Source organism: Clostridium sp. Marseille-P2415, from assembly GCF_900155545.1.
Lineage (GTDB): Bacteria > Bacillota > Clostridia > Lachnospirales > Lachnospiraceae > Lacrimispora.
The window spans coordinates 3,821,994-3,846,514 of record NZ_LT732526.1 but is presented as its reverse complement, the minus strand read 5'-3'; the positions used below and the strand labels follow the sequence as shown (position 1 = coordinate 3,846,514).

Sequence of the window (24,521 nt, the reverse complement as noted above, 5' to 3'; positions counted from 1 at the left end):
GTTCCCGGCTGTACTCCCGGTATCGGTCCCGTCATTGTTGGTATGGTTACCTGACGGCCTCCCGGTATTGGTCCTGTCATTGTCGGTATGGTTCCCTGGCGGCCTCCTGGTATTGGTCCTGTCATCGTAGGCACAGTTCCCTGACGGCCCCCCGGTATCGGCCCTGTCGTCGTCGGAACAGTTCCCTGACGGCCTCCCGGTATTGGTCCTGTCATTGTTGGCACAGTTCCCGGCTGGACTCCTGGTATTGGTCCTGTTATTGTCGGTATGGTTCCCTGACGGCCTCCCGGTATTGGTCCTGTCATTGTCGGCACAGTTCCCTGACGGCCTCCTGGCATCGGCCCTGTCATTGTAGGTATGGTTACCGGCTGCCCTCCTGGTATCGGCCCTGTCGTCGTTGGAACAGTTCCCTGACGGCCTCCCGGTATTGGTCCCGTCATTGTCGGCACAGTTCCAGGCTGGCCTCCCGGTATTGGTCCCGTCATTATCGGTACAGTTCCAGGCCGGCTTCCCGGTATTGGTCCCGTCATTGTCGGTATGGTTCCCTGCCGGTCTCCCGGTATTGGTCCTGTCATTGTCGGCACAGTTCCAGGACGGCTCCCCGGTATTGGTCCTGTCATTGTCGGCACAGTTCCAGGACGGCCTCCCGGTATTGGTCCTGTCATTGTCGGTACAGTTCCCGGTATTGGCCCCGTCATTGTCGGCACAGTTCCAGGACGGCTTCCCGGTATTGGTCCTGTCATTGCCGGAACAGTTCCAGGACGGCTTCCCGGTATTGGTCCCGTCATTGTCGGCACAGTTCCCGGCTGACCTCCCGGTATTGGTCCTGTCATTGTCGGCACAGTTCCCGGCTGACCTCCCGGTATTGGTCCTGTCATTGTCGGTACAGTTCCCGGCTGACCTCCCGGTATTGGTCCTGTCGTTGCCGGAATAGTTCCCTGACGGCCTCCCGGCAACGGCCCTGTTGTTACTGGGCGTGTTCCCGGCTGACCTCCTGGCATTGGCCCTGTTGTTGCTGGACGGGTTCCCGGCATCGGCCCTGTTATTATTGTACTGGTATCCGGTATCGGCCCTGTTGTCGCCGGACGGGTCCCCGGCTGTCCCCCTGGCATCGGCCCTGTCATTACTGGTTGGGACCCCGCCTGTTCTTCCGGCATCGTTCCTGGCGGACTGGTACCCCGCTGCCACCATGGTATGGGTCCTGTTATGTTTGGACGAGTGTCCTGCTGCTGGGCTTCCACCGCTGGAGAGGCTTCCTGCAGCATTTCCGTCTGCAAATTCTCCCCTTCCGATCGCTGCTTTTCCTCCTGAATCAGGCTTTCCCCCGTCGCCTCAAGATCATCGGAAGAAGTCTCCGCCTCTTCTTCCTCTCCCGAAGCAGATGCCTGGTCAGCGGTCCGGGACTCATTGGTTCCCAGAGGGAACTCTTCTTCGATTTCACGTACCGCTCTCTTTATCTGTTCATCCGATATCGTGGCCTGGCCTTTCTCCTTTGACGAAGAAACCGTATTTTCCAAATCCACTTCTGCTGCGTGGGCAACAGCATCTTCCCATATGGTCGTATAGGAACGCCATGTATTTTTCACATCATGGATGGTCAGTCCGAAACACTGATCCATGCAAATACCGGAGTGCTCTATATCACTTGAAGATACTGCGGTTCTGAATTCACCGGAACCGCCGCGTATAAAAATATTTCCCAGGTATATTTCCTGATCTCCGGCTAATAAGTATACTCCGATGTCATTGCCGCCCACATATACCCTTTTGACACTGACCGTAATCTTGCACTGGATTCCTCTCGTCTCTATCTTGGCAAATCCGATGTTTTTTCCTTTGACTCCGCCTTCATAGGCATAAATATATGAGATTAGTCTTCGATAGTTAGACATGCCACCACTCCTTTATAATTATTTTATGCACAGGAATATTTTTACATGACAGGAATTGTTTGAAATTTCTTTTAAAATAGGGGAAATCCTGACTCTCCCGTAGTTTTAAATAATTTGGAAATGCAGTGGCGTACCCACAATTTACCCACAAATATATTTTATATTCTCTCAAAACGCAGAAAAGAGCCTCCTTCGGCTCTCTTCACAGATATTTAAAATGCTTTTGCGATCAGCTCCATTTCCTCCGCTCTGGTTGTTGGTAAAACATGAGAATATAGGTCCATGGTCATAGCCAAAGTGGAATGTCCCAAGATCGTTTTAAGGGTCTGGGGTTTCATCCCATTTTCTATGGCTCTGGTTGCGAATGTATGTCGGAAGCAGTGTGGAGTAAATCTACCAAACCTGGTACCAGCTTCATTGATTCTTTTCACGATTCGGTCTATCTCATTCTGAAACCTTCCCCTGCTGATCGGCGTTCCATCGGGAAGGTGAAAAATATATCCGTCCATTCTAAGCACTTTTTCCCCATAGGCTTGCTTTTCTTTTTCGATAATGGCTATCATGTCCTTGGTAAGGGGAATATCTCGCTTTGATGTGGCAGTCTTTGGAATGTCTTCAAAATACCCCCTTCCAGTGGCATATTTCAGGGTTCTTTGTATATGCAATAAGTTCGCTGCCTTGTCCACATCTGACAGCTTCAGGCCTCGGATTTCCCCGCTTCTCAGCCCGGTTCTGATTGTCAGGGCAAACATATTATATAAATAGCTGTCCTGGGCATATTTCATGAAAATATCTTGTTCTTCTTTTGTAAATACCCTGTGACCACTTTTTAATTTTCCTTTGGGTAACGTGGCCAGCGGTACCGGGTTCCGCTCAATCAATCCATTTTTCATTGCCTGTTTCAGGCAGCCATTAAGAATAGCAGATATGATCTTTATGCTGGATAGAGCAAGCCCCTTCTTTACCAGATCATTATAAAACTTCTGAACATGTTCTCCTCGGATATCCGCCAGCTTCTTTTTCCCTATGCTATCTTTGATGTAATAATTGAAATAGTCATTGTAGAAAATAATGGTTCCGGCCTTAACTCGATTCTCCTTATACTGCTCTATCCAGGTCTTAAACCATTCTCCCAGCGTGATCTTGGAACTGGCTATAAATTCCCCGTGTTCCAGCTTATATCTTAAATCAGTCATTTTCTTCTTTACTTCTGTGACGGTATCTCCATAAACAGAATAGCTTTGATAATCCGCCTTTACACGTCCTTCATAATTTCCATTGCTCCGCTGCCTGATCCCAGGCGGTAACGGCTTCCCGTTTTTATCTACTGCCATATTATTTCACTCCTTTTTCAGAAAGGCAGCAGGTCCTGTTTCTTCCTGCCGCCATGTATTCAACACGCTTTCCATATTGCCGTTGCATAACGGAACCCATTAATAAAGCCCTGCTGCTCATAATCTGCCATAGTATTAATCAAGAGGTTTTCCGTCTCTAACTTCGTTGCATTATCCAAATGACCTTCTATCAAGACATGCAAGCCATTTTCCGCTTCAGAGACTGGTAAACCCTGGTCTTTTTCACTGTAACGCACATCGGATACATAAAATCCGTATAATTCTTTTAACACTGCAACGGAATCTTTCCCGGCTGCCTGGATATCAGTATTCATTACACTGGAAGGGAGTGGCATTTCATTACCCCATGCTGCCCTTTCACTCTCAATACGGGCAAATGCTGCAGCAAGGCACTCCGTTTCTCCTGATAGGTAGCTATCGTAATTTCACGGTCCAGCTCCTCCAGGGTGATGTCCACCTTCTGTTCTCTTGTCATAACGGCTCCTTTCTCAATGACCACTATAATGTTGTGGTTCCCTGAACGAATCCCGGATTGGCGGGAAAGGTTTCGCCAAATTTGGCAAACCTTTTTAGTTGTAATGTCACAACTTCCTTTCCCCAGAATTAAAGTTATTGCTCCCGGCCTTACAGTTCTCCTGGCTGGATAACAAACCGCTGAATCATATCCGGATCAACCTTCATGTAATGGCGTTCCTTCCCTTCTCCTGCCGCCTCTGCTTCGTTGTTTAGCCGCAGGGCAGCTTCAATCACTTTATCCTCTGACGCTCCCAGGGCCTCCGCTGTTTCTGTTATGGTAAATACCTCTCTCGTACCCGCTGCGGTACCGATCTCCATTCTGATCCTGTTATAAGCCGTCTGATAGGATAAACCTTTCTCTCTGCAGATTCTAATTAAATCCTCCAACCAGTCAAGAGAAATATCACAATCCCCGTAACTTGCCATAATATTATTGATAACGTCCTGTTTTGTCATGTGATGCTCCCTCCTTTCTCCTGATCCTGGAGAAGAAGCTCCACAACGTCCCGATCACAGTTATGCTTGTCCATGATCTCATACACTTTGAGTTCCTGGCCACATCATCGTCCTGGTGCTTCATGGCCTTAAGCTGCCCCTTTACCTCTTGCAGCTCCTCCATGGCCTTATCATAACTTTCTATCATGCGGTTGTACTGCTCAACCGGAACTAAAATCATTCTTTGCATAGCCTTTCCTCCTCTTACGCTGCTTTCATTTTCCGGTACCGCTTCCGGCGAATCCGCAAAATCAGGTTAACGGTGTCAATCATTTTACGAACCTCTGGAATATCTATCTGATCTATAAATACTTTACGCTGCCTATCATCAAGCTTCATATATTCCTGGACAAACTCTAAATATATTTCATGATCCCGGTGTTCTTCATTAAAGACAATCCAGTCTCTTCTCTGATAATAAAAAAAGATAATGGTACTTGGTTCAAGGAGGTCCCCTGGAACATGATTTCTGCTGCAGGAAGCTATTCCTAATTCTGCATTAACAATTTTTATATTCACAAAGTCTTCCTCTTTCCAGGAAAACAACAAACCACTGCATTGGTATCATTCTCCTTTACATTTTGGGTTGCAAAGGGACTATTCTGTGTTATAATCAGAATATCCCTATCGCATTGGTGTGTGGTCGGGTTATATTCTTTTATTAGCCCTGTGCGTTTGCCGACGCATAGGGTTTTTACTTTGGTGTGTGGCCAGGCAGCGGGTCAATGTAATTGCCGTTACTCACTGCTGCCCGGGCTTCCTTTATTAGCTCTGTGCGCTTACTGGACCGTTATGCTACGGTGAACCGCTTACCCTCTGTCTGCTTCAAATACTGGCTATAAAGGGCTTTATGCTCCTTCTGGAATGCTTTACTGTCAAATCTGCTGCCTATAACACTCTTCCACCTTACGAGGAAGCTCCCGGCTTTTAACTCCTCTGCTCCCCTGGCTTCCATTTTCTTCTTGATTTCCTCTTTCAGCTTATCCGCTTCCTGCTCTAACGCTTTCTGCTGGGCCTCAATCGCTTTGAGCTTCTTTACTCTGTTTTCAATGGCTCTTTCTCCCATTTGGTTGTTCTCCTTTCCTACTGGTGGATTCTTACCGGGCTATTGTTCGCCAATCTTGGCACCTCCTCACCGGGATTGAATCCTTGATTATGTTTTAGGAAGACTTCCGTCTGAATCATCTTCGGTTCTATTGCTCTCGCTCACCCGTATATGGTTTTCAGCTTCACAACCTTTCGGGTTGTTCATTTGCCGTTCCTTTATCTTATGTACTTATTATACACTAATATCTAGTGGTTGTATATGGATAATATACACAAATTATTAGTGTTTATTTAGTAACTTTATACACTTGAATCTAGTGTGTGTCTATGCTATAATAAGGCTATAATGGAAGAGGTGTGCCTTTTTTTCACGCCCCAGCCAAAGAAGAAAGAAGGTGAATATATGCCAATACAATACAAAATTAACGTTCTATCTGCGCTTAAGACCGCAGGCTTTTCATCATACCGTTTGAGGAAAGAAAAGATAATGGGGGAAGCAACCATGCAAAAACTTCGTGATAATGAACCAGTATCATGGGAAAACATTTCCATCATCTGTGAATTGTTAAATTGCCAACCAGGGGATATTATGGAGTACGTATCCGATCGCTTGATTGAAAAAGTGAATTCCAGTGTAAAGTTAAATTCCATAGTGCAGACTTAAATCCAGTTTTCGACTTTTTTGAGGTACATTTCTATGCAGAAATAGATTTTACCGTGTATAATAAGTGTGTATTCAGACCCTTGAAAGCAAAAAAATGTATAGCAAACAAACAGCTGGAAATTTGCTGTGAAAGACTAAATTCCACCTGTTTTTGGATGTGGTGATAGATGTGTAAACAAGTTTCCCATCCGCTAAAACAAAGTTAGAGGTTACTTTTTGAGCAGCTCAGGGGTGAGAATGATGTTATCAGCATCAATCTCATGTAGCCTGAATGCATCAAGGGCTTCTTTGCCCAGCAGCATCTGAGCCAGCTTGAGTGGGTGGAGATCATTTAAACTGGCTCTCGCTGCCGAATTGATGTGGCTGGCAAGTTTATAAGCATCCCATTGTGTAAGTGCATCAAAGGAACTTCCTTTTGGAAGAACATAGCGGATGTATTCGTGATTCTTTTCGAGGCCGCCTTTTTGTCCGGAAGCCATTGGATCACAATAATAAACGCTTGTCCTGATGACCCCGTCCTGACCTGTTTCGAGTGCATCAGGATTAGAAAACTCCCCACCCCGATCTGTGTTATACCGAATTCGGTATATCACAGATTATGCCGAAGAAAAAACTATGCCGAAGAATTCCTGAGAATTGCTTAGAAAATACTTTTACTGACATTTCTTCGGCATAGTAATCAGTTAATCCAACGTATACAGTGCATGGTGTACATCAGATTTTTTCCAAAGTTTCTCTGCAACAGTGGAATCCGGCGATGCTTTCTTCATAGCGTCACCCATCATTTCAAGTGTTGCGAATGCATAGAAGCCGGATGTTGTTGACATACTTTCATGACCAAGAAACTGCATAATAAATGGCAAGGGAACTCCATTCCTATATAAATCCATGGCTTTCGTTTTTCTAATCAAATGACAGTGGACATTATCAGGTACTTCGGAACAGGTTTCACGAGCAGTATCAGCAGCGGTCTTAAGAACTAGGCTAATGCTGTCTGTTGATAACCGATGAGTTTTTCCATCCAAAAGGCTGTAAAACAATGGACATTCTTTATTCTTAGGATGAAACTCTTTCAGGTAGTTTTGAAGATGTGTAACAGTTTTATTCATCAATGGTACATTTCTGCTCTTTTGACCCTTGCCGACGAGCGTTATGAATGGATTTGACGCATCTAGGTGCAGTGAAGATATATCTAATTCAGCCAATTCCTGTACCCTTGCACCAGTATCATAGAGCAGAATGAGCATCATTCGATTTCGACGATGCTTGGAGGTCTTTGTATCGGATGCAGCCAGAATGGCGGCAGTTGCTTTTGGTTGGAGATACTGTATGGGATGTTTTTCTTCCTTCAGTTTCTTTATTAAACATGCTTCTGTATATAGTGCTTTGAGCTCGAAATCCTCTTCTCCACAGTATTTCAGGAATGACCGGATTGCTGTGAGTTTGAGATTAATACTTTTAGGAGAGTAGCCACTGGATTTCATCCATTCAACAAACTCCTTGATGTTCTCCCGTGAAAAAGCTTCAAATGTGACGTTATCATCTTTTAATAACTTCTCCTTTTCAAGAAAAGACAGATAGGATTTAAGTGACTGTTTGTAAGCCTCTACGGATTTGTCTGACAGATTTCTTATTACCGGCATGTAATCATGAAGGTAAAGACGTGCCATAATCCAGAAACTTTTATCCTTCTTTCGCTTATACTTCATCGTCTTCTACCTCCGGAATAAGAGATTCCATTGATGATGTAAGAATAGAGTACTGAGGAAAGAAATCCGGTATCAAGTGTATATAGTAATAGGTGCTTTCGAGGGATGAGTGCCCCATATATCTCATAAGATAAGGGAACATCGCATGTACATCCGTTTCCTCTTTAGACCACTTCAAGATGTTAGCACATGCAAAGTGATGTCGGAAGTCATAAGCGCGTGGTTTGACTTTTCCATCTCTTTTAAGGCCGGCAGCATCCCAGATGCTTTTGAAATTCACCGTCAATGAAGTCGAAGAACACATGCCACCTTTTCCACCCGGAAAAAAGTATTCTCTTGATGGAAAACAGGCGTTTATGGCGCAGTCATATTTTTTTAGATAATCTGTAAGTTCCTCTGACAGATACAAGCGTCTGTCACAGTGAGCTTTGGATTGAAGGATATCAACAAAACCATTATCAAGATGTACGTTTTCGCAACGAAGATGTCGCGCTTCACCGCATCGTACGCCACAACAATAAAGGAAACGATACAGTGCAGGTAAAACATATGCCCTGCCCAAGTAGTTCTTTCTGAGTACGTATGAATCGCACTCCTTGAAGAAAGCCAGTATCTCAGCTTCACTCATCAGGTAGACTTCGGCGTGGTAGCTCTGGATTCTGTACTTGTCACCCAGTACATATGCATCGGGAACGCCGATACTATGTAGATATCGTCCGAATTCTCTTATAGGAGATATCCAACTCCGATTCGGTGTTGTTGATTTACAACTCTTCGCTGCAGCCCATCCTTCAACGGTTTCTTTATTCAAACTGCTTGAGTTGCCGTTTGAAAAGTTATACTCATCCAGGTTCCGTAAGTGACATGAAGCCGATTTGTACTGTATGCCAATGGAATGTTTGAATTCAAGGAAGCTTTCAAGCTGAGGTGCGAGGGCACTTATGAAATCTGTATTCATGGATTCACCTCCTTGGATATGCCTGTCATAGGCAGGACGCATTCTCTAAGGCGATATTCATCTGTAGTGATATATATATCTGTCGTATCCGGATTGACATGTCCAAGAACAGCGGCGATTGTTTCAATCGGCACAGCATTCTTTACCATAGTGGATGCTGCATTATGGCGCAAAAGGCACATCCCAAGAATACGGCTTTCCTTATCTATCCCTGCCTGGCAGAAAACCCGACGAACTACTTCGTAGCAGCTTGAATGGTCAGTGAATGGATCAAAGGGAGCCAGTTCACGTACAAACAGGAAGTCATTATTAGCTGCTGGTCTTTCTTCGTGAAGGTATCTGAAAATCGCATTTCCAACAGATGGAATGAGTGGGAGACATACAAAGTTTCCGGTTTTGCTCTGATGAAAAGATATCGTTTCACTAATCCAATCGATATCTGACAGCTTCAGCTTTATCAGGTCGCAGGCCCGTATCCCTGATGACATACCCAGAAGAACGATAGCAGCATCACGAAGAGTAACCTCCGAAGACTCAATAGCAGTGCTCAGTCGTTGATTCTCATCATCTGTCAATGTAGGAATAATTCGACGTGCCCGAGGCGAATGAATTCCAAGTATAGAGACAATCAGGTCATCTCTTCTAAGGTATTTCATTGATGATCTTAAACCGCAAAGAACTGCTCTCTGTCTGTTTGTTTTTGAAGTCTGAATGTAGGAAAAGAGTGTTTCTGGTGTAATTGTTGCAATGTCATCAATGCCAGCACTATGAAGGAACTGCAGAAAGTAATAAAACTCATACTCATAAAAATGGATAGTATTCTCATTTGTGTACTGCATATGGAGCACCTTCTGATAGCCGCCGTAAACATCCTTGTGTAGTGGATTAGTTGGCGCTACTTTTCCTCGCTTTACGATAGAAAAATCGAATTGCCCGGTACTGTAGTATGAATTCATCAATCGGATGAACCGTCCATGCAAATGGTATCGTTCTGTGCTGAATTGCCCGGTTTTGGGACTTATGACATCATCTGAATAAAGCTTTCCGAATTCCGTAGTATACACAGTTACATCCTTCTCTGAACAGAAAGCTTTGAATCTTCTAACAGCACCTTGGTAGTTAAAAATAGTGGATTTATTGTATCCTGCATCCTGTAATGCTTCGAGCAACAGCTCGCAAATGGTATTAATCTCAATCATGAGGTACCTCCTTTCTTGGTACCTCAAGTATAAAACATTATGTCGAAGAAATAGCATTAGGCACAGTATTTATAGCATTTTTGGTGGTTTTTCGGTATAGTTTTTTCTTCGGCATAATCTGTGAGTATGACCTGAAAGAGTTGGCAGAATAGCAGTGTTCCTAATGCCTTTTCAAGAGAATCAAATACCTTTTTAACACTCGTTGTGGTCTTATCCGGAAGCAGATAAATAAGCATCAGCTTGCAGACGCGAAAATAAAGGGTTAAAAAAACTTTGCGGCTGCCATCGCATCCAACAACGGTATCCATCTCTACGACGTTAGTATCCGGATGCTCAGCCAGAAGGGAGGTAAAGTCTTTAAAAGAACGCCCTTGGAAAATGCCGGTATCATTGATTTGAGAGGCATGAGGTTTACGGAGCTTATATTTGACCTTTCTTTGCAGATCAAGGTTCTTAACACTTAAAGCACCGGACTCTATGTAATTATAGAGAGTCTTTACAGAACAATTGATTTCCGGATGAGCCTTAAGAATCATGTAAGGGGTCTGCCCCTGAAGGATAAGTGGAGAGACCAGGGAGTCAAGCCATTGCATATCCGGTTCAGAGATGTTAATACCAACCCGTGATTCAGATAGTATGGTGCGGTAATGGCGGTTGGCAGAGACAGCTTTGTAGAAATAGCGTTCCTGCCTGCACTGCGCCTTTTTGGAGCAGCCGTTGCAGACGAAGGGAGCCCTCTTTATAGTTTTGCAGCTTTCTTTTTCAAAGTGGGGACAGCGCATATTACAGGCGTTACAGGTACGACACTCTTTTTTACAGGGAATTGCTCTGTTACAGACATTGTGGAGTCGGCAGGAGGTACGGTGTGCACACTGGTTAGGAGATGAAAAATCGTTATGTTCCTTAAGAAGGCGGTGCTTTTTGACTTCTTTGGATATGGTAGAAGGATCTTTGCACAAGTATTTGGCAATCTCACTAAAAGGCATGTTCCTGCCTAGAGAAGACTCAATGAAGACTCTGTCCTCTTGGGTTAAATGTTTCTGGTTTCCTGGAATTAAGTTAGACATAAGGTCTCCTTTCTGCGGATTGGAAACCTCATCCATTATATATGAAAATGTGCTAGAGTTTAAGTAAGACTAAATGCTAGAGTGAAAAAGGAAGTGTAGAATTTAGTTTTTCATTCAAGGTACGTATCCGATCAGGGCGAATAAGGCTTGAAATGTTGCATAAGATATGTTATATTTGAATTACAAAAGGAACAACCGCCCCAATACAAGGGGTTGGCCCATGACAATGATAGAAAACTCCACCCTTTTCACTCGACCAAAGTATACAAGGGTGGTTTTTCTATGCCTGTTTCCAGGACTTTATAGAAAAATGCTACTTACAATTATAAAAAATAAAGGTAAGCAATGCTAAAATGAATGAACCAAAGGCCATAAGGTCCTTAAAGTCATATTTCATCCGCACCACCTCCTATCTATGTAAAGATAGAAGGCCAACGCCCTTGCAGTGACACGATTGTTCCATGTCACTATGGTAACATATCCCATTTCAATGTGCAATTACTTTTCCTTAACGGTCATGCCGTCTTTCCTTCGACATCATCACTTTTCTCGTTGTTCCCTCGTGGTTTGTGCCCTCTTCGTACTTCATGATGAAAACCAGCGGCACATAACCAGCGCAATTTTGCATTTGTTTTCCGGTACGAACGCCGACGGTGTCGCAAATTGCTACCCCATTCAACAATGGCGTTGAATGCCAGGGTTCTACGTCATGTTGATCCCTGCAATACGAGGGGGACAAGCGGTCCCCAACCCTCCCTCAATTTGAGTACCCGTTATGGGCCCGTCAACCCTCCTGCGCAGCCCTTCTTTCCCTCCTGGCCTGTTGCGACCGTCGCAACTCCTCCCGGACCTCTTCGAGCCACCGCTTATGTTCTTCCATCCGCTCTGCCAGTTCCTCCCTTACAATAACCGCCCTCTCTGTAGAACTGGTCCATGTCTGATTGAACCGCCCCACACCGTTTCCGGAAAGGCCCATGCTGTAGATTCTTTCATCTTCCGGCAAGAATGGTCTTAATCTCTCTGATTTCTTGGGCTTGCGCAGCTCCCGGAGTGCCTTAGCCTGATCCTGCCGGATAGCTTCACGGGAAACGCCGTATTCCCTTCCTATCTCTGCCATAGTCATGTTGTCCTGGTACTGCTTTCGGATCACTTCCGGCTGGCGGCCCGGCTGGCTGTCCATACATTCCCATAGCACCGCCTTAAGCTGATCAAGCGCGTCCCCTTCCATATCCTCCCCGGAAGGAACGCTATCACCCACGGTAAAACCTTCCTCTTCAAATCCCTTTACAGGAGCGTCCAGGCTTCCCAGATTCGCCATACAGGCGTTTTTATGGACTTCCCTAACCTGATCTATACTTAGAACCATTTGTGCGGCTGTCTCGGCTTCTGACGGTTCCCGGCCATGCTTTTTCATAAAGGAATCACAGTACCGCTTATATTGCCGTAATCGTGCCTGGCTATGGAAGGAAAGACGCAGGCAGCAGGAGTTCCGCTCTATGTACCTCATAATGCGCTGCTTGATCCAGTATTCCGCATAGGTGAGGAACTTACAGCCGGCTTCCAGATCATAGCCGTCTATGGCATCGTATAGGGCAAGATAACCCTCCTGCTCCAAGTCCTCTACTTCTTCCTGGCCCCGGTGCTTCCAGGCTACGGAATGAATAAAGGCTTTCACCTGCTCATACAGGGCAAGCATATTCTCCGCAGGATCAATCCCGGCCTTGATCCTGATTACAAGTTCTTCGTTAGTCATATCCTGCTGCCCTCCTTGCTTCGACCTCGCTTTAATTTGAATTTTCCTCTGTTCGCTCTCTGTTCAATACCTTTTTTTCTTCCGGCCAGACTTTTGCAACGTTCGCTATTTGAGTTTGTTTTGGAAGTGCAACGTTCGGTATTTGTTTCGTTTTGAAAAGTATGTATTACCCCGATAATAGGCCCTGGTCAGCACACTATTTTAAAGTTGTACTCCGTATTCGTGGTTTTGGAAGTACATCATATTCGAGTTGTTTTTCTCTCGCTTCCCTCACGCTTCGAACATATTTCTTCGGGCTTCGCTCGGGGTTCACCCGTCCTGCAGGATGTGGATTCTCCGGAGTTCGTCCGGAGTTCAACCGAAAAAAACTATTCTCTACTGTGTGAATGTTGGGTTTTGCGGGGTTCTTCTTATTCGTCGGTTTTGGAAATCCCCCGAATGCTATATTCTGATGCACACCTTTTCAGATTTTATGTGCACACTTTTTACACACAGTCCTCTTATTATATCCCGTCATGAGCGCGTAACGATGTCCGAATATTCCGCGCGTGTGACGATGTCAACTTATTCTTTATTAAGCCCGCCAAAAGTGCCAAATACTCCGCGTGCGTGACGATGTCAGGATATTCCCTTTTAGGGCCTCCGGAATCTCCGAATACCTTAGAGTTTCTTAGGGTGCAACCTTAGCAAATATTAGCATTCAACGTTAACAAAAGTTAGCATTTGTTAGCATTCAGACCTTAACAATTCTTAACAAATTGCCCCAAGCCATCACAGGGAGAGCCTGGGGCCTTTAATCCTATCTCATTGCCTTATCAATATCTATGTATATGGTCCGCATGGGATATTTCCCGAATCCACTGCCGTTGAAAATCTCTTCCAGCTCCTTCATTTCAAAATCTCCTATGACCTCATGGATTCCGCATACAGAAAAACCCTGCTGCCGGATTTCCTCCTTGATTCTTTTTATAAACTCTGTATCAGTCTCCACAACCTCCAACGGGCAAACCGTTTGAAGGGGCTTATGATAGAAATTTCCCTTACAATCACAATAATCAACCATAACATTTCTTACTTCCATCGGAATCCCTATGGCCTCAAACAATTTATTTAAAAGCATGTCCTTTCCCTCCCTTACACTCAAAAAGTATCCCCATTAAGCAAACGGTTCATCTGTTCACGCTTTAAACGCTCCTTCTCTGCCACGGCATTCAATTCTGACTGACGCTTAAGCCAGTTCCGGAAAGTGTCTGCCGGATCAGAACGATTAAGCACGCAAGCCATAATTAGTCCCTTCCTCTTACATAATGGTCTGTAAAGCATATTCCAAACACATCATGGTTTCTTCTGTCTGTTCATAAGGATATATCTGATTAATGAGCGGCATCCTAAAAGGCATTTGTATTAACAAAGCAAGCCTGTACTCCTTTTCCCTGCAATATGTCTTAGTGCACTCTATCAATTCTTCCTCTGTGGCATCCGATCTCCCGTATAAAAACCCTATCAAATATTCATTCTGTTCCTTATTTTCTTCGTTCTGTACGACATACCAATATTTATTCATTCTTATAATTCTCCTTTTCTTTCTTCCGCCTTTACTGGGGCACCCCTCATATATACAGAGAATCCTTGACCCAGTAAGGAGGAAAGCCTTATTTTACATGGCCTTTGTTTACTGGGTCAGGGTGACCCAATAAGCAATCCTTTACTCGTTTACTGGGTCAAGGTGACCCAGTAAATACAAAACCTTATAAAATCTATGTTTTCTCCTTTACTCGGTCAAGGTTTCACTGGGTATAGGAGCGGTTAGTTTACAGTAAAACTTTTTCTCTGATCCGTAGCCTCGATTAAAGTAAAATATTTGGTTATCTTTCTTCAAATCGGCCTTAGCTCTTTTTAGTGTTTCTTTCGATACTCCCTGAGCTTTCATCATTTCATCCAGATCAGAAGTTTCCTTTTCTCCGTCTTTTAAATAGTCCAGTATGAAAGCCTTGGCATCTTCCCGGGCAGGGGCTTGGTAAGTAGCCGCCGTAGCTGCTGCCACAAAATCCTTATCTTTCTTATCGGTATAGCTTTCAAACTCTACCTTTCCGGAATCCAGCTTAAAAAGCACCGTCTGAGCCAACGGCCCATAATTGCTTTTCTCCTGAGAAAGATATCGCATCCCGTCATTGCTTTCCCCAGCAATTAATACACTCCTGGCAATATCCCAAATTTCCGCGCTGTCTGCAATGCGCTTTCTCCCCCATATACCGGACTGTTTATTGGTATGAACCACAATAATAAATGTAACTCCATATTGTTCACCTAGCCCGATTAAAGGGTTTAGGCACGCCCTCATTGCATTCCGCTGCCCCATTTGGATATTGGGAGGAATAAAGCTCTGTAAAGGGTCAAATAATACCAGTTCGGGGCGATGTTCCTTGATTATTTCTTCCAAGCGTTCCGAATCAAACTTTATCTCTGAAAAGGCATCATCTGACAAACTGAGCGAAAAAACATTCTCTAATTTAGCTCCATTCTTTCGTAATCTGCCTACCAGTGTATATTCTGCCGTATCCTCAGAAGAAAAGAATAGTACTTTACCTGGCTTACAATTTCCTGCAAAGGGGTTGTCCTGATTCAAAAAGCATTTTGATCCACTGCTTACGTCTGCCGCAATCGCACACCAAATTGTCGTTTTCCCAGATCCGCCATCACCGGCAAGCACTGTAATTTGTCCTCTGGGTATGTAATCATTGATTAACCATTCCGGTTCCCTCTCTTCTACCTGATCCATAGATATTAGTTTCACAGGTCCGGGCTTAACCTTTCGCGGTTGTACATTCCAATCGCTCCGCCTTGAAAAGTCTCTCTCTTGGTATGGGGCTGTCCCCTTCTGATACCTTGTAATCGCCGGGAATACCTCTTTTTCTAGCTCTCTATCAGTCAACGGGGGAATGCATTTCTGCTCATTTTCTGCCCTCACGGCGGCCCTTATTGCTTCATCTGAAAGCCCTTTTGCCTGCTGGCTGCATACCAGCCTGACCATTGCGCTTGTTCTTTCCCCGTCAATGATTTGATCGGGCAATGCAAAAGGCTTGCTCTCCTGCTTCCCCTCATGTGGGCAAAGAAAATCAAATACAATTCCATTTGCTTCTACCAGAGGATAAAGAACCGGGTCACGCTCCCAGGTATAGGCGTTCCCGTTTGGGTGTACACTGGGAGGTGCTACAATATAACCGCCCTCGCCCCTTACATCAATTCCTTTATAAATTCCTGTCCGGTTCCTCACCGTTGATGTGTCATGATAAAAGTAATGACACCCTCCCCGGCCAGTAATTGCCGTCCATGTTTCATCAGGCAGTTTCCCGTGTTGCACTTCCCACTCTCTAAGCGTCACACGTCCGTCTAACCCCTTTTTATCGTCTATATCTAAATCAATCACCACCAAGCCCCCGGAAGCACTCCCTGTGGCAATCCCGATATTTGCATCAGACCATTGCTTCCACCACTGATCTATTTGCTGCTGATCTTTGGAAGCGTCTTTAAACCCGTGGGCCGTGAGTGGCTGCTTGCTTCTGGGCTTGATCGGGAACACGGCCAGCCCTAACCGGGCATAATGCAGAGCATGATCTTTCATGCCATCATTCATTTAGAACTTCCTCCTGCTGCCGTACTGAATGGAGGGCCGCAAAGGTGTTTCTGGCCCTGTTCTCTAATGTCTTTATAAACTGCTTTACCTCTTGGTCACTCCCAGGAAGGAAATAGCCTCCTCCCTCCTGACAGTTGGAAAGAATGACCGCCCCTGCCTTTCTCTCTCTGGCGATCTCCTTTTGCAGCTCCCGGACATTATCAAATTTTAAATATGTATATAATTCCTGTACGCTGATAGCATTTTCCTTCCCTGGCCGTAATGCTTCCATTACCATGAAGGAATTACAGGTTTTCTCAGGTTCTACGGTTGCCGCCGGCTCCTGATCTGGTGTGTGGTCCTGGGCTTCTTTCATTAGCCCCATGCGTTTATTTTCCTGCATAGACTTATACCCCCGTTAATTCATTGAAATACTGATCGATTTTGACCTTATCCCAGAGGACACGCTTTCCTATCTTAATCTTGGCCCCGATCTCCTCCCCTAACTTCATGGCATTGTTGCGGCCTAAGTTGGTATAGGCTCTTAATTCCTCCGTGTCCATCAAGCGGCTTTCTCCTGCTATTGTGTTCATGGCTCTTGCTCTCATTGTATTGGCTCCTTTCCTATTTAAGATTGTTTAAGTATTGCACCACATTACCCCTTGTGGTATACTAAGCATATCGAACGTGTGATCGATTTTCTATATCAAATACCCGATAATTGCCTTTTAACAATAAATATTTTCAATCTTAAAATCAGATATTTTATCTATATATTCAATATTTAGGGAGGTTTTGCATGGATTACATAGAAATGGGTGCTCGGTTGAGGTTGCTCCGTGAATCAAAAACAGACGAGATGGAACGGCGTTTTTCTCAAAGGAAATTAGTTGATGAATTTGCAAATAACGGCATCAAAATGACACAATCAAAATTATTAAGTTTAGAAAATGGGGAGGCTTCTTTGACTCCTGATCTAATAATCTTATATTCAGAATATTTTGATGTATCTACTGATTTTATCTTAAAGGGAGATAATGAGACTTTCTCAAGTAGCAATGAATTAATTTCCCGCGATTCGAAATATGATACCACTGAACTAATGGAAGCCTTGCAATAAAGCTGAAAACTTACAATCACACTTTGTCATGCAATCCTGGACAACACCTATTGATTTTTTATCTTCTGCCATTAAGTATTACACGGCCAATGGAAGATGGCAGCAATATCTTATCCTCTTTATTCTTGCAGCAATAACAGTCAGTCTTTTTCAAACTGATAAAGGTAGATCAATGGTGATCGGGGCAGGGGTTGTTCTCTGGATCATATTTGTCGTTTCAGTTTTTATTCTTTACCGGGAATATGACCTTATGGAATACAGACGTTGTATGAGAAAAATATCGGACATAAAAAAAGAACTAAATATTTTATAATAAGTGATATGTACAACATAAAAGCCAGGCACTTCCCTACCGCCTGGCTTTTTCAATTCGATTTCTACAAACAAAAAGCGCAAGAACAAGAAAATCCAAAACTGGATTATCCTATTCCTGCGCCTTGATATGGCCTCCAGGCTGCAACCTGGGGTACTTGTCAATTTTTGTTTGCTTATAGATATTATACCAAAAGGGGAGGGGGTATGCAAGCAGAAACCCTTATTCTATGAGGGTTGTCTGATAATTTTATAGTTCAAAATATATGCTAACTATGTGGTTTGCTTCTCATATCTATAACTTCAATTTGCTTATGATTTTTTGAATAATTCATTAGTCCATCATATAGCTCTTTATTATTTCCCTCACAAAATTCCCCAATGTATAAGTGTATCGGTATTGGTGCTTCTATATTACCACCTTTTCCAGTCTTTATTATTCGCCATTCTTCTTCCTTCTCCCATATTTCTTCTTTAGTTGTTATTATGCTCGTAATTATTGTATCTTCACGAACATTACGATTAAAATAATTATTATAATTTACCGGAAAAAGTGGAGCTGCAAAGTCTAAATATCTATATTCAATACAAAAGCCGCTCTTATTATTAGCGTATTCCTCCCACATATAATCTGAGTATCTCTCACCATAAGGTTTAACCTCAGATAGGCAACCAATAAATGTTTCCTTTTGCATTCTTTTACTGTAGGGGCCATCTAAATAATTAGCAATTGTTTGAAATGTTTCTTTATCAATTTTATCGTATAAACCTAGCCTTTTAATTTCAGCTACTGCGTTAAAATAAACTAAACTATCATTTAAATCATTTTGTCTTGCTGCAGCCCCTAAAAATATAGTATTATCATTTAGGGCATTCAAATCATAAATACTTCCATCTTCATACTTTCCTGTTCCCGACCTATACCTGAATAGACTATAAGGAATTTCGCTTATAAAATCCCAAAAAAATTGTTGTGTCTGCTCTAAATTTCCTGTTGCAATTTGATCTATAAATCTTTCTCTAAACTCCTTTTTTCTGCTGTTCATTTATTTATAATCCTCCCAGCTTTTTTATAATCATATACCATATTCGCCTAAATGAGAAGTACTCAGTTATTCAAGTACTACCTCTTATTCCTTTAATATATGTATGCCTTTCTGAATCTCTCTTCAGGGTCTCCAGAGACTTTCCATGCCTTACCTCTGTACGGAGCCTGTCCAATATCCGTTTAAGCTCCTCAGAACATTCATAGCACAAATCCATACCCACTTTATACCCACACAAAGACAAATTCCAATAACCAATGACAATATAAAACACCACGGAAATACTGATTTTCAGTACACCGTAGTACTTGATAAACCTGTATAAATAAACCAAAGATAAATAATTATTTTATGCAAAATGCCATTGCAACTATGACATAAAAATGTTATCCTATAAAAAGAATAAAATAAAAATTTTTTTCAGACAGATGGAGGGATAAAGACATGAAACTTTATCGCGCTAAGGACTACAATGATATGAGCCGCAAGGCTGCAAATATTATTTCCGCACAGATCATTATGAAACCGGGCTGCGTATTGGGACTGGCTACCGGTTCTACGCCAGTTGGGATCTATAAGCAGTTAATTGAGTGGTATAATAAAGGGGATCTGGATTTTTCCCAGGTAAAGACAGCAAACCTTGACGAATACAAGGGACTTACCAGAAACAACGGCCAGAGTTATTATTATTTTATGCGCGAAAATCTGTTCAAACATGTGAACATCAACGAAGCAAACACCAACATTCCGGATGGAACCGAGACAGATGCCCGGAAAGAGGCTGCCCGCTACGAAGAAGCGGTAAAAAACCTCGGCGGTGTCGATTTACAGTTATTGGGTCTGGGCCACAACGGGCATATCGGTTTCAACGAGCCTTCTGATATATTCCCAAAGGATACGCACATCGTTGATCTTCAGGAAAGTACCATCGAGGCCAACAAACGCTTCTTCGCATCCATTGATGAAGTTCCGCGCCAGGCATATACCATGGGAATCGGTACCATTATGAAGGCTAAAAAGATCCTGCTGACCGTCAGCGGAGCAGATAAAGCAGATATTCTTCATGACGTGCTCTGCGGCCCGGTTACTCCGCACGTTCCGGCTTCCATTTTGCAGCTTCATCCGGATGTTATCATCGTGGCAGATGAAGCTGCTCTGTCCAGAATGGGCAGCTGTTAATCTTGACTTTTACTTTTTCTGATGTTATATTAGGAACAAATTCTTGAAAAAAGGAGGTGAGACGCTATGCGTTATATTTCAGTGGAAGCTACATCATTATGGACTAACATTGAGCATATTGCCGCCATTTTCGGTAATTATGACGCGTCCGTGTATCAGTGCGCCCATTTTTACGAAAAAGGCAGCGTCCCATCTCAGATTTTGTCAAATAGCCGGTAATTTTCTGGTAACTGGTATATGACTGATTTTCTGCCCGGATGCTCCTGCACCGGGTATTTTTGTGCGCTTTTTCAAAATGAGGTCTCTGAACGGACGAATATACGATCTCAATTATAAATCCCGCACGAAATGGAGGAATTTCATTCATGAAACAGAAAAAAAGGGTTCTTACCGGCTCCGGCTTTCATCTAAAAGCCGTATTTTCCACTATGCTCATGTGTACGAAACAGATATTTGACGGCGGTTTCCTGTGTGTGGCAGGAGGATATTTCGTTCAGGCCGTCCAGTTTGTCATGCTTATTTTTATTTGGAGATCACTGGCAGAGAGCGGTGCTTTATCGGAAGGCACATCTTTAGACCGGCTGATGACCTATACCCTTATGTCAACCATTTTTCATCAGGAGTTAAACATCATTTCTCCGGCCACCTCTTCCCTATGGGAAGGTTCCATTATCGGACGGTTTCTCCGGCCTATGCCGGTAGAAATCAGCTTCTTTGCAGAAACCATAGGACGGTGGTGGATCCCGAACTTCCTGTTCTTTGGCCTGCCCCTGTGGCTTTTATCACCGGTCCTGGGAATCCGGCCGTGGCCTGCAACAGGGCTTTCCGGGCTTCTGGCTTTTTTTAGCCTCATACTGGCAGCTTCCTTAGGCTTTGCCATTGATTTACTTTTTGCTGCCTTTGCCATGCACTTAAAAAATGGCTGTTTCGCCGCACTGGCTGTCCGGGAGGCTGTTTATTCCCTGCTGTCAGGAGAAATGATTCCCTTTTCCATGTTTCCCTTTGGAATCGGAACCGTATTTTCTCTGCTGCCCCTTGGATCAGTGGCCCATGGCCCCTTAACCATTTATACGGGGACTGCCGGTAATCCATGGGCTGTCCTGGGGCTTTCAGTTTTATGGAATATCGTTTTATGGACTGCGGCGGTCCATATCTTTCAAAAATCAAAGGAAAGGATGATTTCATTTGGCGGATAATTTAAAAACTCTTCTTCGTCTTTACCGGCAATATGCTAAAATGGACCTTTTGTGGTTTCTGCGCGACACCCGGTACTTCTTGCTGCAGCTTTTATCTGATACGGTAAGCGGAGTATGCACCATTGCAGGCGTCTGTCTTTTGTCCGCAAGTTTCCGGAACTTCTCCGGCATGAACCGGGAGGAAATTCTGTTTATGATGGGCTACTCTGTCTTTATTGACGGAATTTATATGATGTTTTTTATCGGAAATAATACTTCCATGGTCAGCCGTATCATCGGGCGGGGCCAGCTTGACCATATTATGATCCAGCCGGTCCCCTTATGGGCTGAGCTTCTGGCCCAGGGCTTTTCTCCATTTTCCGGCTCCCCCATGCTGGCTTTCGGAACAGCCCTTACATGGTACGGGGCGGTCAGGGCTTCCATCGTTATGAGCCCGGGATGGATCCTGTTGTTCCTCGTATATGGAACCTGCTCCTGCCTGATCATTCTCTCGTTTCTGTATCTGCTGTCCTGTACAGCTTTTTACGCTCCTGCGGCTGCGGAGGAAATCGCAATGGTGGGAAGGGATCTGTTTTCTTCCCTGAAAACTTATCCCCTTGGAAACATGAATGCCGCCGTCAAAGGGATATTCCTTACGGTCATCCCCATCGGTCTTACGGCCTGGTTTCCTTCCGTCCTTTTGCTTAGGGCGGGAAGAGAGGGGGTATCCTCTCTGGACTTCCCCTCCGCTCTGTATGTACCGGCGGCATCCGCCATACTTCTTGCCGCTGCTATTTTATTTTTCAGGAAAGGAATGAAACACTATGCACGCTACGGCTCACCCAGGTACACCGGCTTTGGCCATCGATAATGTAACAAAACAATACTGCCAATGGCAGAGAAGCGGGAAAGCCCGTGATATTATTAAAAATATGCTTCGCCCGGAAAAACGGGCGGTAACTGCTCTTGACCATGTATCCCTTACCATTGGTCCCGGAGAATTCGTCGCCTATGCAGGCGCCAACGGAGCCGGTAAAAGCACTACGATCAAAATACTTTCCGGTATCCTCCTCCCTACGGAAGGAACCGTGTCTGTCCTTGGTTTTGATCCGGCAAAGGACCGGATCGCGCTTATGCGGCATATTGGAGTGCTGTTTGGGCAGCGGACGGAACTGTGGTGGGACCACCCTGTTATTACCAGCTTTGAGTGGAAGAAGTCGGTTTGGAACATTCCGGATGATATTTACCAGAAAAATCTTTCCCTTGTCACGGAACTTCTGGATCTGGAAGGCATTTTAAGGACATTCGCACGGGAATTAAGTCTTGGACAGCGGATGCGGGCAGATATTGCCATGCTGCTTTTGCACAGCCCTGACCTCATTTTTCTGGATGAGCCTACGTTAGGCTTAGATGTACTGGCCAAGCAGCAAATGATCCGTTTTTTAAAAAAGATCAACAAAGAACGGGGCACCACGGTTGTTGTCACCAGCCACGACATGGATGATCTGGAAGAAATGGCCCAGCGGATGGTGCTGTTAAATAAGGGCAGGATCGCATTCGATGGAAGCTTTAACGAGCTTAGAAACGTGCTTGGAGGTTTTTACCGGATCCAGGTCACTACCCGGGCCCAGGACCCTGCTCCGAAGCTTCCGGACATGAAGCTGTTAAAATCAGAAAACGGCATTCATGAATATGAGTTTGACCGGAAAAAGCTGGAGATCCATGAGGTTCTGGGCATGCTGGCCGGATTTGCAGAGATCCGGGATGTGGAGATTAAAAAAGCCCCCATTGAAGACGTAGTTGCAAATCTTTATTTAAGCTGGCGGGAAAATTAACGGTTGGATTTTCCAGGCAAATAGTGTAGAATGGGTGTAAAACAAAAGATAAGGAGACGATATCATATGGCATATACATTTACAAAAGATCTGGAAACAGGGAACCAGTTGATCGATTCCGAGCATCGTCAGCTCATTGATGCGATCAATAACCTGCTTAATGCCTGCGCGACAGGTAAGGGACGTGCGGAGCTTGCTAACACAACCAAATTCCTGCAGGATTATACTGCGAAGCATTTCAGTGACGAGGAAAAGCTTCAGCTTCAACACCAATACCCGGATTATATGAACCACAAGCGCTACCACGATGAATTTAAAAAAGTAGTGGCCGGAATCTGCGTAAAACTGGATAAAGAGGGTCCGACCGTCGCTCTTGTCGGGGAAGTCAACAGCGCTATCGCAGGATGGCTGATCAATCACATCAAGAAAGAAGATGTAAAGGTTGCGGCTCATATAAAAAGCAGATAAGATACCACGCAGAATAAGGGAAGAGAAAGAAATTATTTCAGAAAGAAGGCATATGATTATGAAAGATCCAAATTGCGCATACTGCATGAAGGGAGATCTGGTCGCAAAATTTGGCTATCCGATTTGCGAAATGGAAACAGGATTTTTATATTTATTTAAGGAGCAAAGCAAAAAGGGCAGAGTTATCCTGGCTTATAAGGACCATGTCAGCGAGATGGTGGATATAAGTGATGAAGAGAGAAATGCATTTTTTGCAGATATATCCAAGGTTTCAAGGGCTGTCCATAAGGTATTCAACCCGGATAAAGTAAACTACGGCGCTTATGGCGATACCGGCTGCCACCTTCATATGCACATCGTTCCAAAATACAACGGCGGTGATGAATGGGGCGGTACCTTTGCCATGAATCCGGATAAGGTCTATCTGTCGGATAAAGAATATGAGGATATGGCAGCCGCTATCCGTGCAGCATTATAATCAAATAAATGATGCTCATGGGGAAAGAGGGTGTGCATCATGTTAGATGAAATCACGAAGCAGGCTGAAGAGGCCGCAAAGGAACTACTGGGAGCGGCACATTTAAATGAACGGGACTTAGTCGTGATCGGCTGCTCTTCCAGTGAGATATCCGACCACCGCATTGGTTCCCATTCCAGCGCTGAGATCGGACAGACAGTTTTTTCCGCCATCTACCAGATTTTTAAAGCTGAGGGGATCTATGTGGCGGCTCAATGCTGCGAGCACTTGAACCGGGCCCTGATCCTGGAGAAAGAGGCAGCCCGTCTCTATGGTTACGAACCGGTTAATGTGGTACCGCAGCTGAAAGCTGGCGGTTCTCTTTCTACAGCCGCCTATGATACTCTGGGAAGCCCCGTTGCGGTGGAATCCATAAAAGCACATGCCGGAATTGACATTGGGGATACCCTGATCGGCATGCATTTAAAGGCTGTGGCTGTTCCTGTCCGCATTAAGACCCAGTACATCGGCTCCGCTCATGTTGTGGCTGCGCGTACCAGGCCGAAATTTATCGGCGGGGTACGCGCATGTTATGATGATTCTTATGAATAAAACAAAATCCCCCTTAAAGCCTGATGATTCATTCTTGATCTCATCAAGC

Annotated in this window: 31 protein-coding genes and 2 pseudogenes; 11 read left to right on the top strand and 22 right to left on the bottom strand. The window is 44.3% G+C overall.

Going from position 1 to position 24,521, the window contains the following annotated elements; all coding sequences use genetic code 11:
* The 8 genes and pseudogenes from BQ9856_RS24665 to BQ9856_RS22555 all read right to left on the bottom strand — a co-directional run.
* Positions 1-1,191: pseudogene (locus BQ9856_RS24665) on the bottom strand (hypothetical protein); the annotation flags it as partial.
* A 913-nt stretch (positions 1,192-2,104) separates the two neighbouring features.
* Positions 2,105-3,226: a tyrosine-type recombinase/integrase gene (locus BQ9856_RS22580; RefSeq protein ID WP_077613010.1), complete on the bottom strand. Its 1,122-nt coding sequence runs from the start codon at positions 3,224-3,226 to the stop codon at positions 2,105-2,107.
* A gap of 59 nt (positions 3,227-3,285) precedes the next feature.
* Positions 3,286-3,519 carry a hypothetical protein gene (locus tag BQ9856_RS22575; protein ID WP_159442068.1) on the bottom strand — a complete coding sequence of 78 codons (234 nt, stop codon included), beginning with the start codon at positions 3,517-3,519 and terminating at the stop codon, positions 3,286-3,288.
* A gap of 41 nt (positions 3,520-3,560) precedes the next feature.
* A complete protein-coding gene (locus BQ9856_RS24660) occupies positions 3,561-3,722 on the bottom strand; it encodes a hypothetical protein (protein ID WP_159442067.1) in 162 nt (53 codons plus the stop codon).
* A gap of 149 nt (positions 3,723-3,871) precedes the next feature.
* Positions 3,872-4,219: a hypothetical protein gene (locus tag BQ9856_RS22570; protein WP_077613008.1), complete on the bottom strand. Its 348-nt coding sequence runs from the start codon at positions 4,217-4,219 to the stop codon at positions 3,872-3,874.
* Positions 4,194-4,448 (bottom strand): hypothetical protein, encoded by a 255-nt coding sequence (locus BQ9856_RS22565; RefSeq protein ID WP_077613007.1) that lies wholly within the window; start codon positions 4,446-4,448, stop codon positions 4,194-4,196. Before BQ9856_RS22565 ends, BQ9856_RS22570 begins: the two co-directional genes overlap by 26 nt.
* A gap of 14 nt (positions 4,449-4,462) precedes the next feature.
* A complete protein-coding gene (locus BQ9856_RS22560; RefSeq protein WP_139348751.1) occupies positions 4,463-4,777 on the bottom strand; it encodes a hypothetical protein in 315 nt (104 codons plus the stop codon).
* Between the two features lie 271 nt (positions 4,778-5,048).
* On the bottom strand, positions 5,049-5,324 hold the full coding sequence (locus tag BQ9856_RS22555) for a hypothetical protein (protein ID WP_077613005.1): 276 nt from the start codon (positions 5,322-5,324) through the stop codon (positions 5,049-5,051).
* 327 nt (positions 5,325-5,651) lie between these two features.
* Between BQ9856_RS22555 and BQ9856_RS22550 the strand changes: the two genes are divergently transcribed.
* Entirely contained in the window at positions 5,652-5,969 is a 318-nt protein-coding gene (locus tag BQ9856_RS22550; RefSeq protein WP_077613004.1) for a helix-turn-helix domain-containing protein, read from the top strand.
* Between the two features lie 209 nt (positions 5,970-6,178).
* On the opposite strand, the gene BQ9856_RS22545 is transcribed toward BQ9856_RS22550, so the two are convergent.
* From BQ9856_RS22545 to BQ9856_RS25410, 5 genes are all read right to left on the bottom strand, one after another.
* The gene (locus BQ9856_RS22545; protein WP_077613003.1) at positions 6,179-6,448 is read right to left on the bottom strand and encodes a hypothetical protein; all 270 of its coding nucleotides are present in this window, start codon (positions 6,446-6,448) and stop codon (positions 6,179-6,181) included.
* A 204-nt stretch (positions 6,449-6,652) separates the two neighbouring features.
* On the bottom strand, positions 6,653-7,678 hold the full coding sequence (locus BQ9856_RS22540; protein ID WP_077609171.1) for a tyrosine-type recombinase/integrase: 1,026 nt from the start codon (positions 7,676-7,678) through the stop codon (positions 6,653-6,655).
* Positions 7,668-8,636: a tyrosine-type recombinase/integrase gene (locus BQ9856_RS22535; protein ID WP_159441906.1), complete on the bottom strand. Its 969-nt coding sequence runs from the start codon at positions 8,634-8,636 to the stop codon at positions 7,668-7,670. The genes BQ9856_RS22540 and BQ9856_RS22535 overlap by 11 nt, the downstream gene beginning before the upstream one ends.
* A complete protein-coding gene (locus BQ9856_RS22530) occupies positions 8,633-9,835 on the bottom strand; it encodes a tyrosine-type recombinase/integrase (RefSeq protein ID WP_159441907.1) in 1,203 nt (400 codons plus the stop codon). Before BQ9856_RS22530 ends, BQ9856_RS22535 begins: the two co-directional genes overlap by 4 nt.
* 56 nt (positions 9,836-9,891) lie before the next feature.
* On the bottom strand, positions 9,892-10,371 hold the full coding sequence (locus BQ9856_RS25410; protein ID WP_235839338.1) for a hypothetical protein: 480 nt from the start codon (positions 10,369-10,371) through the stop codon (positions 9,892-9,894).
* A 111-nt stretch (positions 10,372-10,482) separates the two neighbouring features.
* Here BQ9856_RS25410 and BQ9856_RS25405 point away from each other — a divergent pair, with 111 nt between their 5' ends.
* Positions 10,483-10,722, top strand: coding sequence for a hypothetical protein (locus BQ9856_RS25405; RefSeq protein WP_235839337.1), 240 nt, complete (start codon positions 10,483-10,485; stop codon positions 10,720-10,722).
* A gap of 39 nt (positions 10,723-10,761) precedes the next feature.
* On the opposite strand, the pseudogene BQ9856_RS25865 reads toward BQ9856_RS25405, so the two are convergent.
* The 8 genes and pseudogenes from BQ9856_RS25865 to BQ9856_RS22495 form a co-directional block, all read right to left on the bottom strand.
* A pseudogene (locus tag BQ9856_RS25865) lies at positions 10,762-10,902 on the bottom strand (helix-turn-helix domain-containing protein); the annotation flags it as partial.
* Positions 10,903-11,686: 784 nt separating this feature from the next.
* Positions 11,687-12,655, bottom strand: a complete 969-nt coding sequence (locus tag BQ9856_RS22520) for a sigma-70 family RNA polymerase sigma factor (protein WP_077613001.1) — start codon at positions 12,653-12,655, stop codon at positions 11,687-11,689.
* Between the two features lie 799 nt (positions 12,656-13,454).
* Entirely contained in the window at positions 13,455-13,775 is a 321-nt protein-coding gene (locus tag BQ9856_RS22515) for a hypothetical protein (protein WP_077613000.1), read from the bottom strand.
* Positions 13,776-13,795: 20 nt separating this feature from the next.
* Entirely contained in the window at positions 13,796-13,939 is a 144-nt protein-coding gene (locus BQ9856_RS24655) for a hypothetical protein (protein WP_159442066.1), read from the bottom strand.
* A gap of 16 nt (positions 13,940-13,955) precedes the next feature.
* Positions 13,956-14,219 carry a hypothetical protein gene (locus BQ9856_RS22510; RefSeq protein ID WP_077612999.1) on the bottom strand — a complete coding sequence of 88 codons (264 nt, stop codon included), beginning with the start codon at positions 14,217-14,219 and terminating at the stop codon, positions 13,956-13,958.
* A gap of 207 nt (positions 14,220-14,426) precedes the next feature.
* Positions 14,427-16,289: a bifunctional DNA primase/polymerase gene (locus BQ9856_RS22505; RefSeq protein ID WP_077612998.1), complete on the bottom strand. Its 1,863-nt coding sequence runs from the start codon at positions 16,287-16,289 to the stop codon at positions 14,427-14,429.
* Positions 16,282-16,671: a hypothetical protein gene (locus tag BQ9856_RS22500; protein WP_077612997.1), complete on the bottom strand. Its 390-nt coding sequence runs from the start codon at positions 16,669-16,671 to the stop codon at positions 16,282-16,284. Before BQ9856_RS22500 ends, BQ9856_RS22505 begins: the two co-directional genes overlap by 8 nt.
* Before the next feature lie 4 nt (positions 16,672-16,675).
* On the bottom strand, positions 16,676-16,876 hold the full coding sequence (locus tag BQ9856_RS22495; protein ID WP_077612996.1) for a hypothetical protein: 201 nt from the start codon (positions 16,874-16,876) through the stop codon (positions 16,676-16,678).
* Positions 16,877-17,067: 191 nt separating this feature from the next.
* Here BQ9856_RS22495 and BQ9856_RS22490 point away from each other — a divergent pair, with 191 nt between their 5' ends.
* Positions 17,068-17,388 (top strand): helix-turn-helix domain-containing protein, encoded by a 321-nt coding sequence (locus tag BQ9856_RS22490; protein WP_077612995.1) that lies wholly within the window; start codon positions 17,068-17,070, stop codon positions 17,386-17,388.
* Between the two features lie 581 nt (positions 17,389-17,969).
* Here BQ9856_RS22490 and BQ9856_RS22485 read toward each other — a convergent pair.
* On the bottom strand, positions 17,970-18,746 hold the full coding sequence (locus BQ9856_RS22485) for a DUF2971 domain-containing protein (RefSeq protein ID WP_077612994.1): 777 nt from the start codon (positions 18,744-18,746) through the stop codon (positions 17,970-17,972).
* 444 nt (positions 18,747-19,190) lie between these two features.
* Between BQ9856_RS22485 and nagB the strand changes: the two genes are divergently transcribed.
* From nagB to BQ9856_RS22450, 8 genes are all read left to right on the top strand, one after another.
* Complete coding sequence (gene nagB, locus BQ9856_RS22480) at positions 19,191-19,925, top strand: glucosamine-6-phosphate deaminase (RefSeq protein WP_077612993.1); 735 nt, start codon at positions 19,191-19,193, stop codon at positions 19,923-19,925.
* Between the two features lie 66 nt (positions 19,926-19,991).
* Entirely contained in the window at positions 19,992-20,144 is a 153-nt protein-coding gene (locus BQ9856_RS24965; protein WP_200801342.1) for a hypothetical protein, read from the top strand.
* Between the two features lie 146 nt (positions 20,145-20,290).
* Complete coding sequence (locus BQ9856_RS22475) at positions 20,291-21,121, top strand: hypothetical protein (protein WP_077612992.1); 831 nt, start codon at positions 20,291-20,293, stop codon at positions 21,119-21,121.
* The gene (locus tag BQ9856_RS22470) at positions 21,111-21,971 is read left to right on the top strand and encodes an ABC-2 family transporter protein (protein WP_235839287.1); all 861 of its coding nucleotides are present in this window, start codon (positions 21,111-21,113) and stop codon (positions 21,969-21,971) included. The genes BQ9856_RS22475 and BQ9856_RS22470 overlap by 11 nt, the downstream gene beginning before the upstream one ends.
* Positions 21,925-22,935: an ABC transporter ATP-binding protein gene (locus BQ9856_RS22465; protein WP_077612991.1), complete on the top strand. Its 1,011-nt coding sequence runs from the start codon at positions 21,925-21,927 to the stop codon at positions 22,933-22,935. The genes BQ9856_RS22470 and BQ9856_RS22465 overlap by 47 nt, the downstream gene beginning before the upstream one ends.
* Positions 22,936-23,001: 66 nt before the next feature.
* Positions 23,002-23,403 carry a bacteriohemerythrin gene (locus tag BQ9856_RS22460; RefSeq protein ID WP_077612990.1) on the top strand — a complete coding sequence of 134 codons (402 nt, stop codon included), beginning with the start codon at positions 23,002-23,004 and terminating at the stop codon, positions 23,401-23,403.
* A 58-nt stretch (positions 23,404-23,461) separates the two neighbouring features.
* Positions 23,462-23,881: an HIT family protein gene (locus BQ9856_RS22455; RefSeq protein WP_077612989.1), complete on the top strand. Its 420-nt coding sequence runs from the start codon at positions 23,462-23,464 to the stop codon at positions 23,879-23,881.
* Between the two features lie 39 nt (positions 23,882-23,920).
* Positions 23,921-24,472: a TIGR01440 family protein gene (locus BQ9856_RS22450; protein WP_077612988.1), complete on the top strand. Its 552-nt coding sequence runs from the start codon at positions 23,921-23,923 to the stop codon at positions 24,470-24,472.
* Positions 24,473-24,521: the final 49 nt, after the last annotated feature.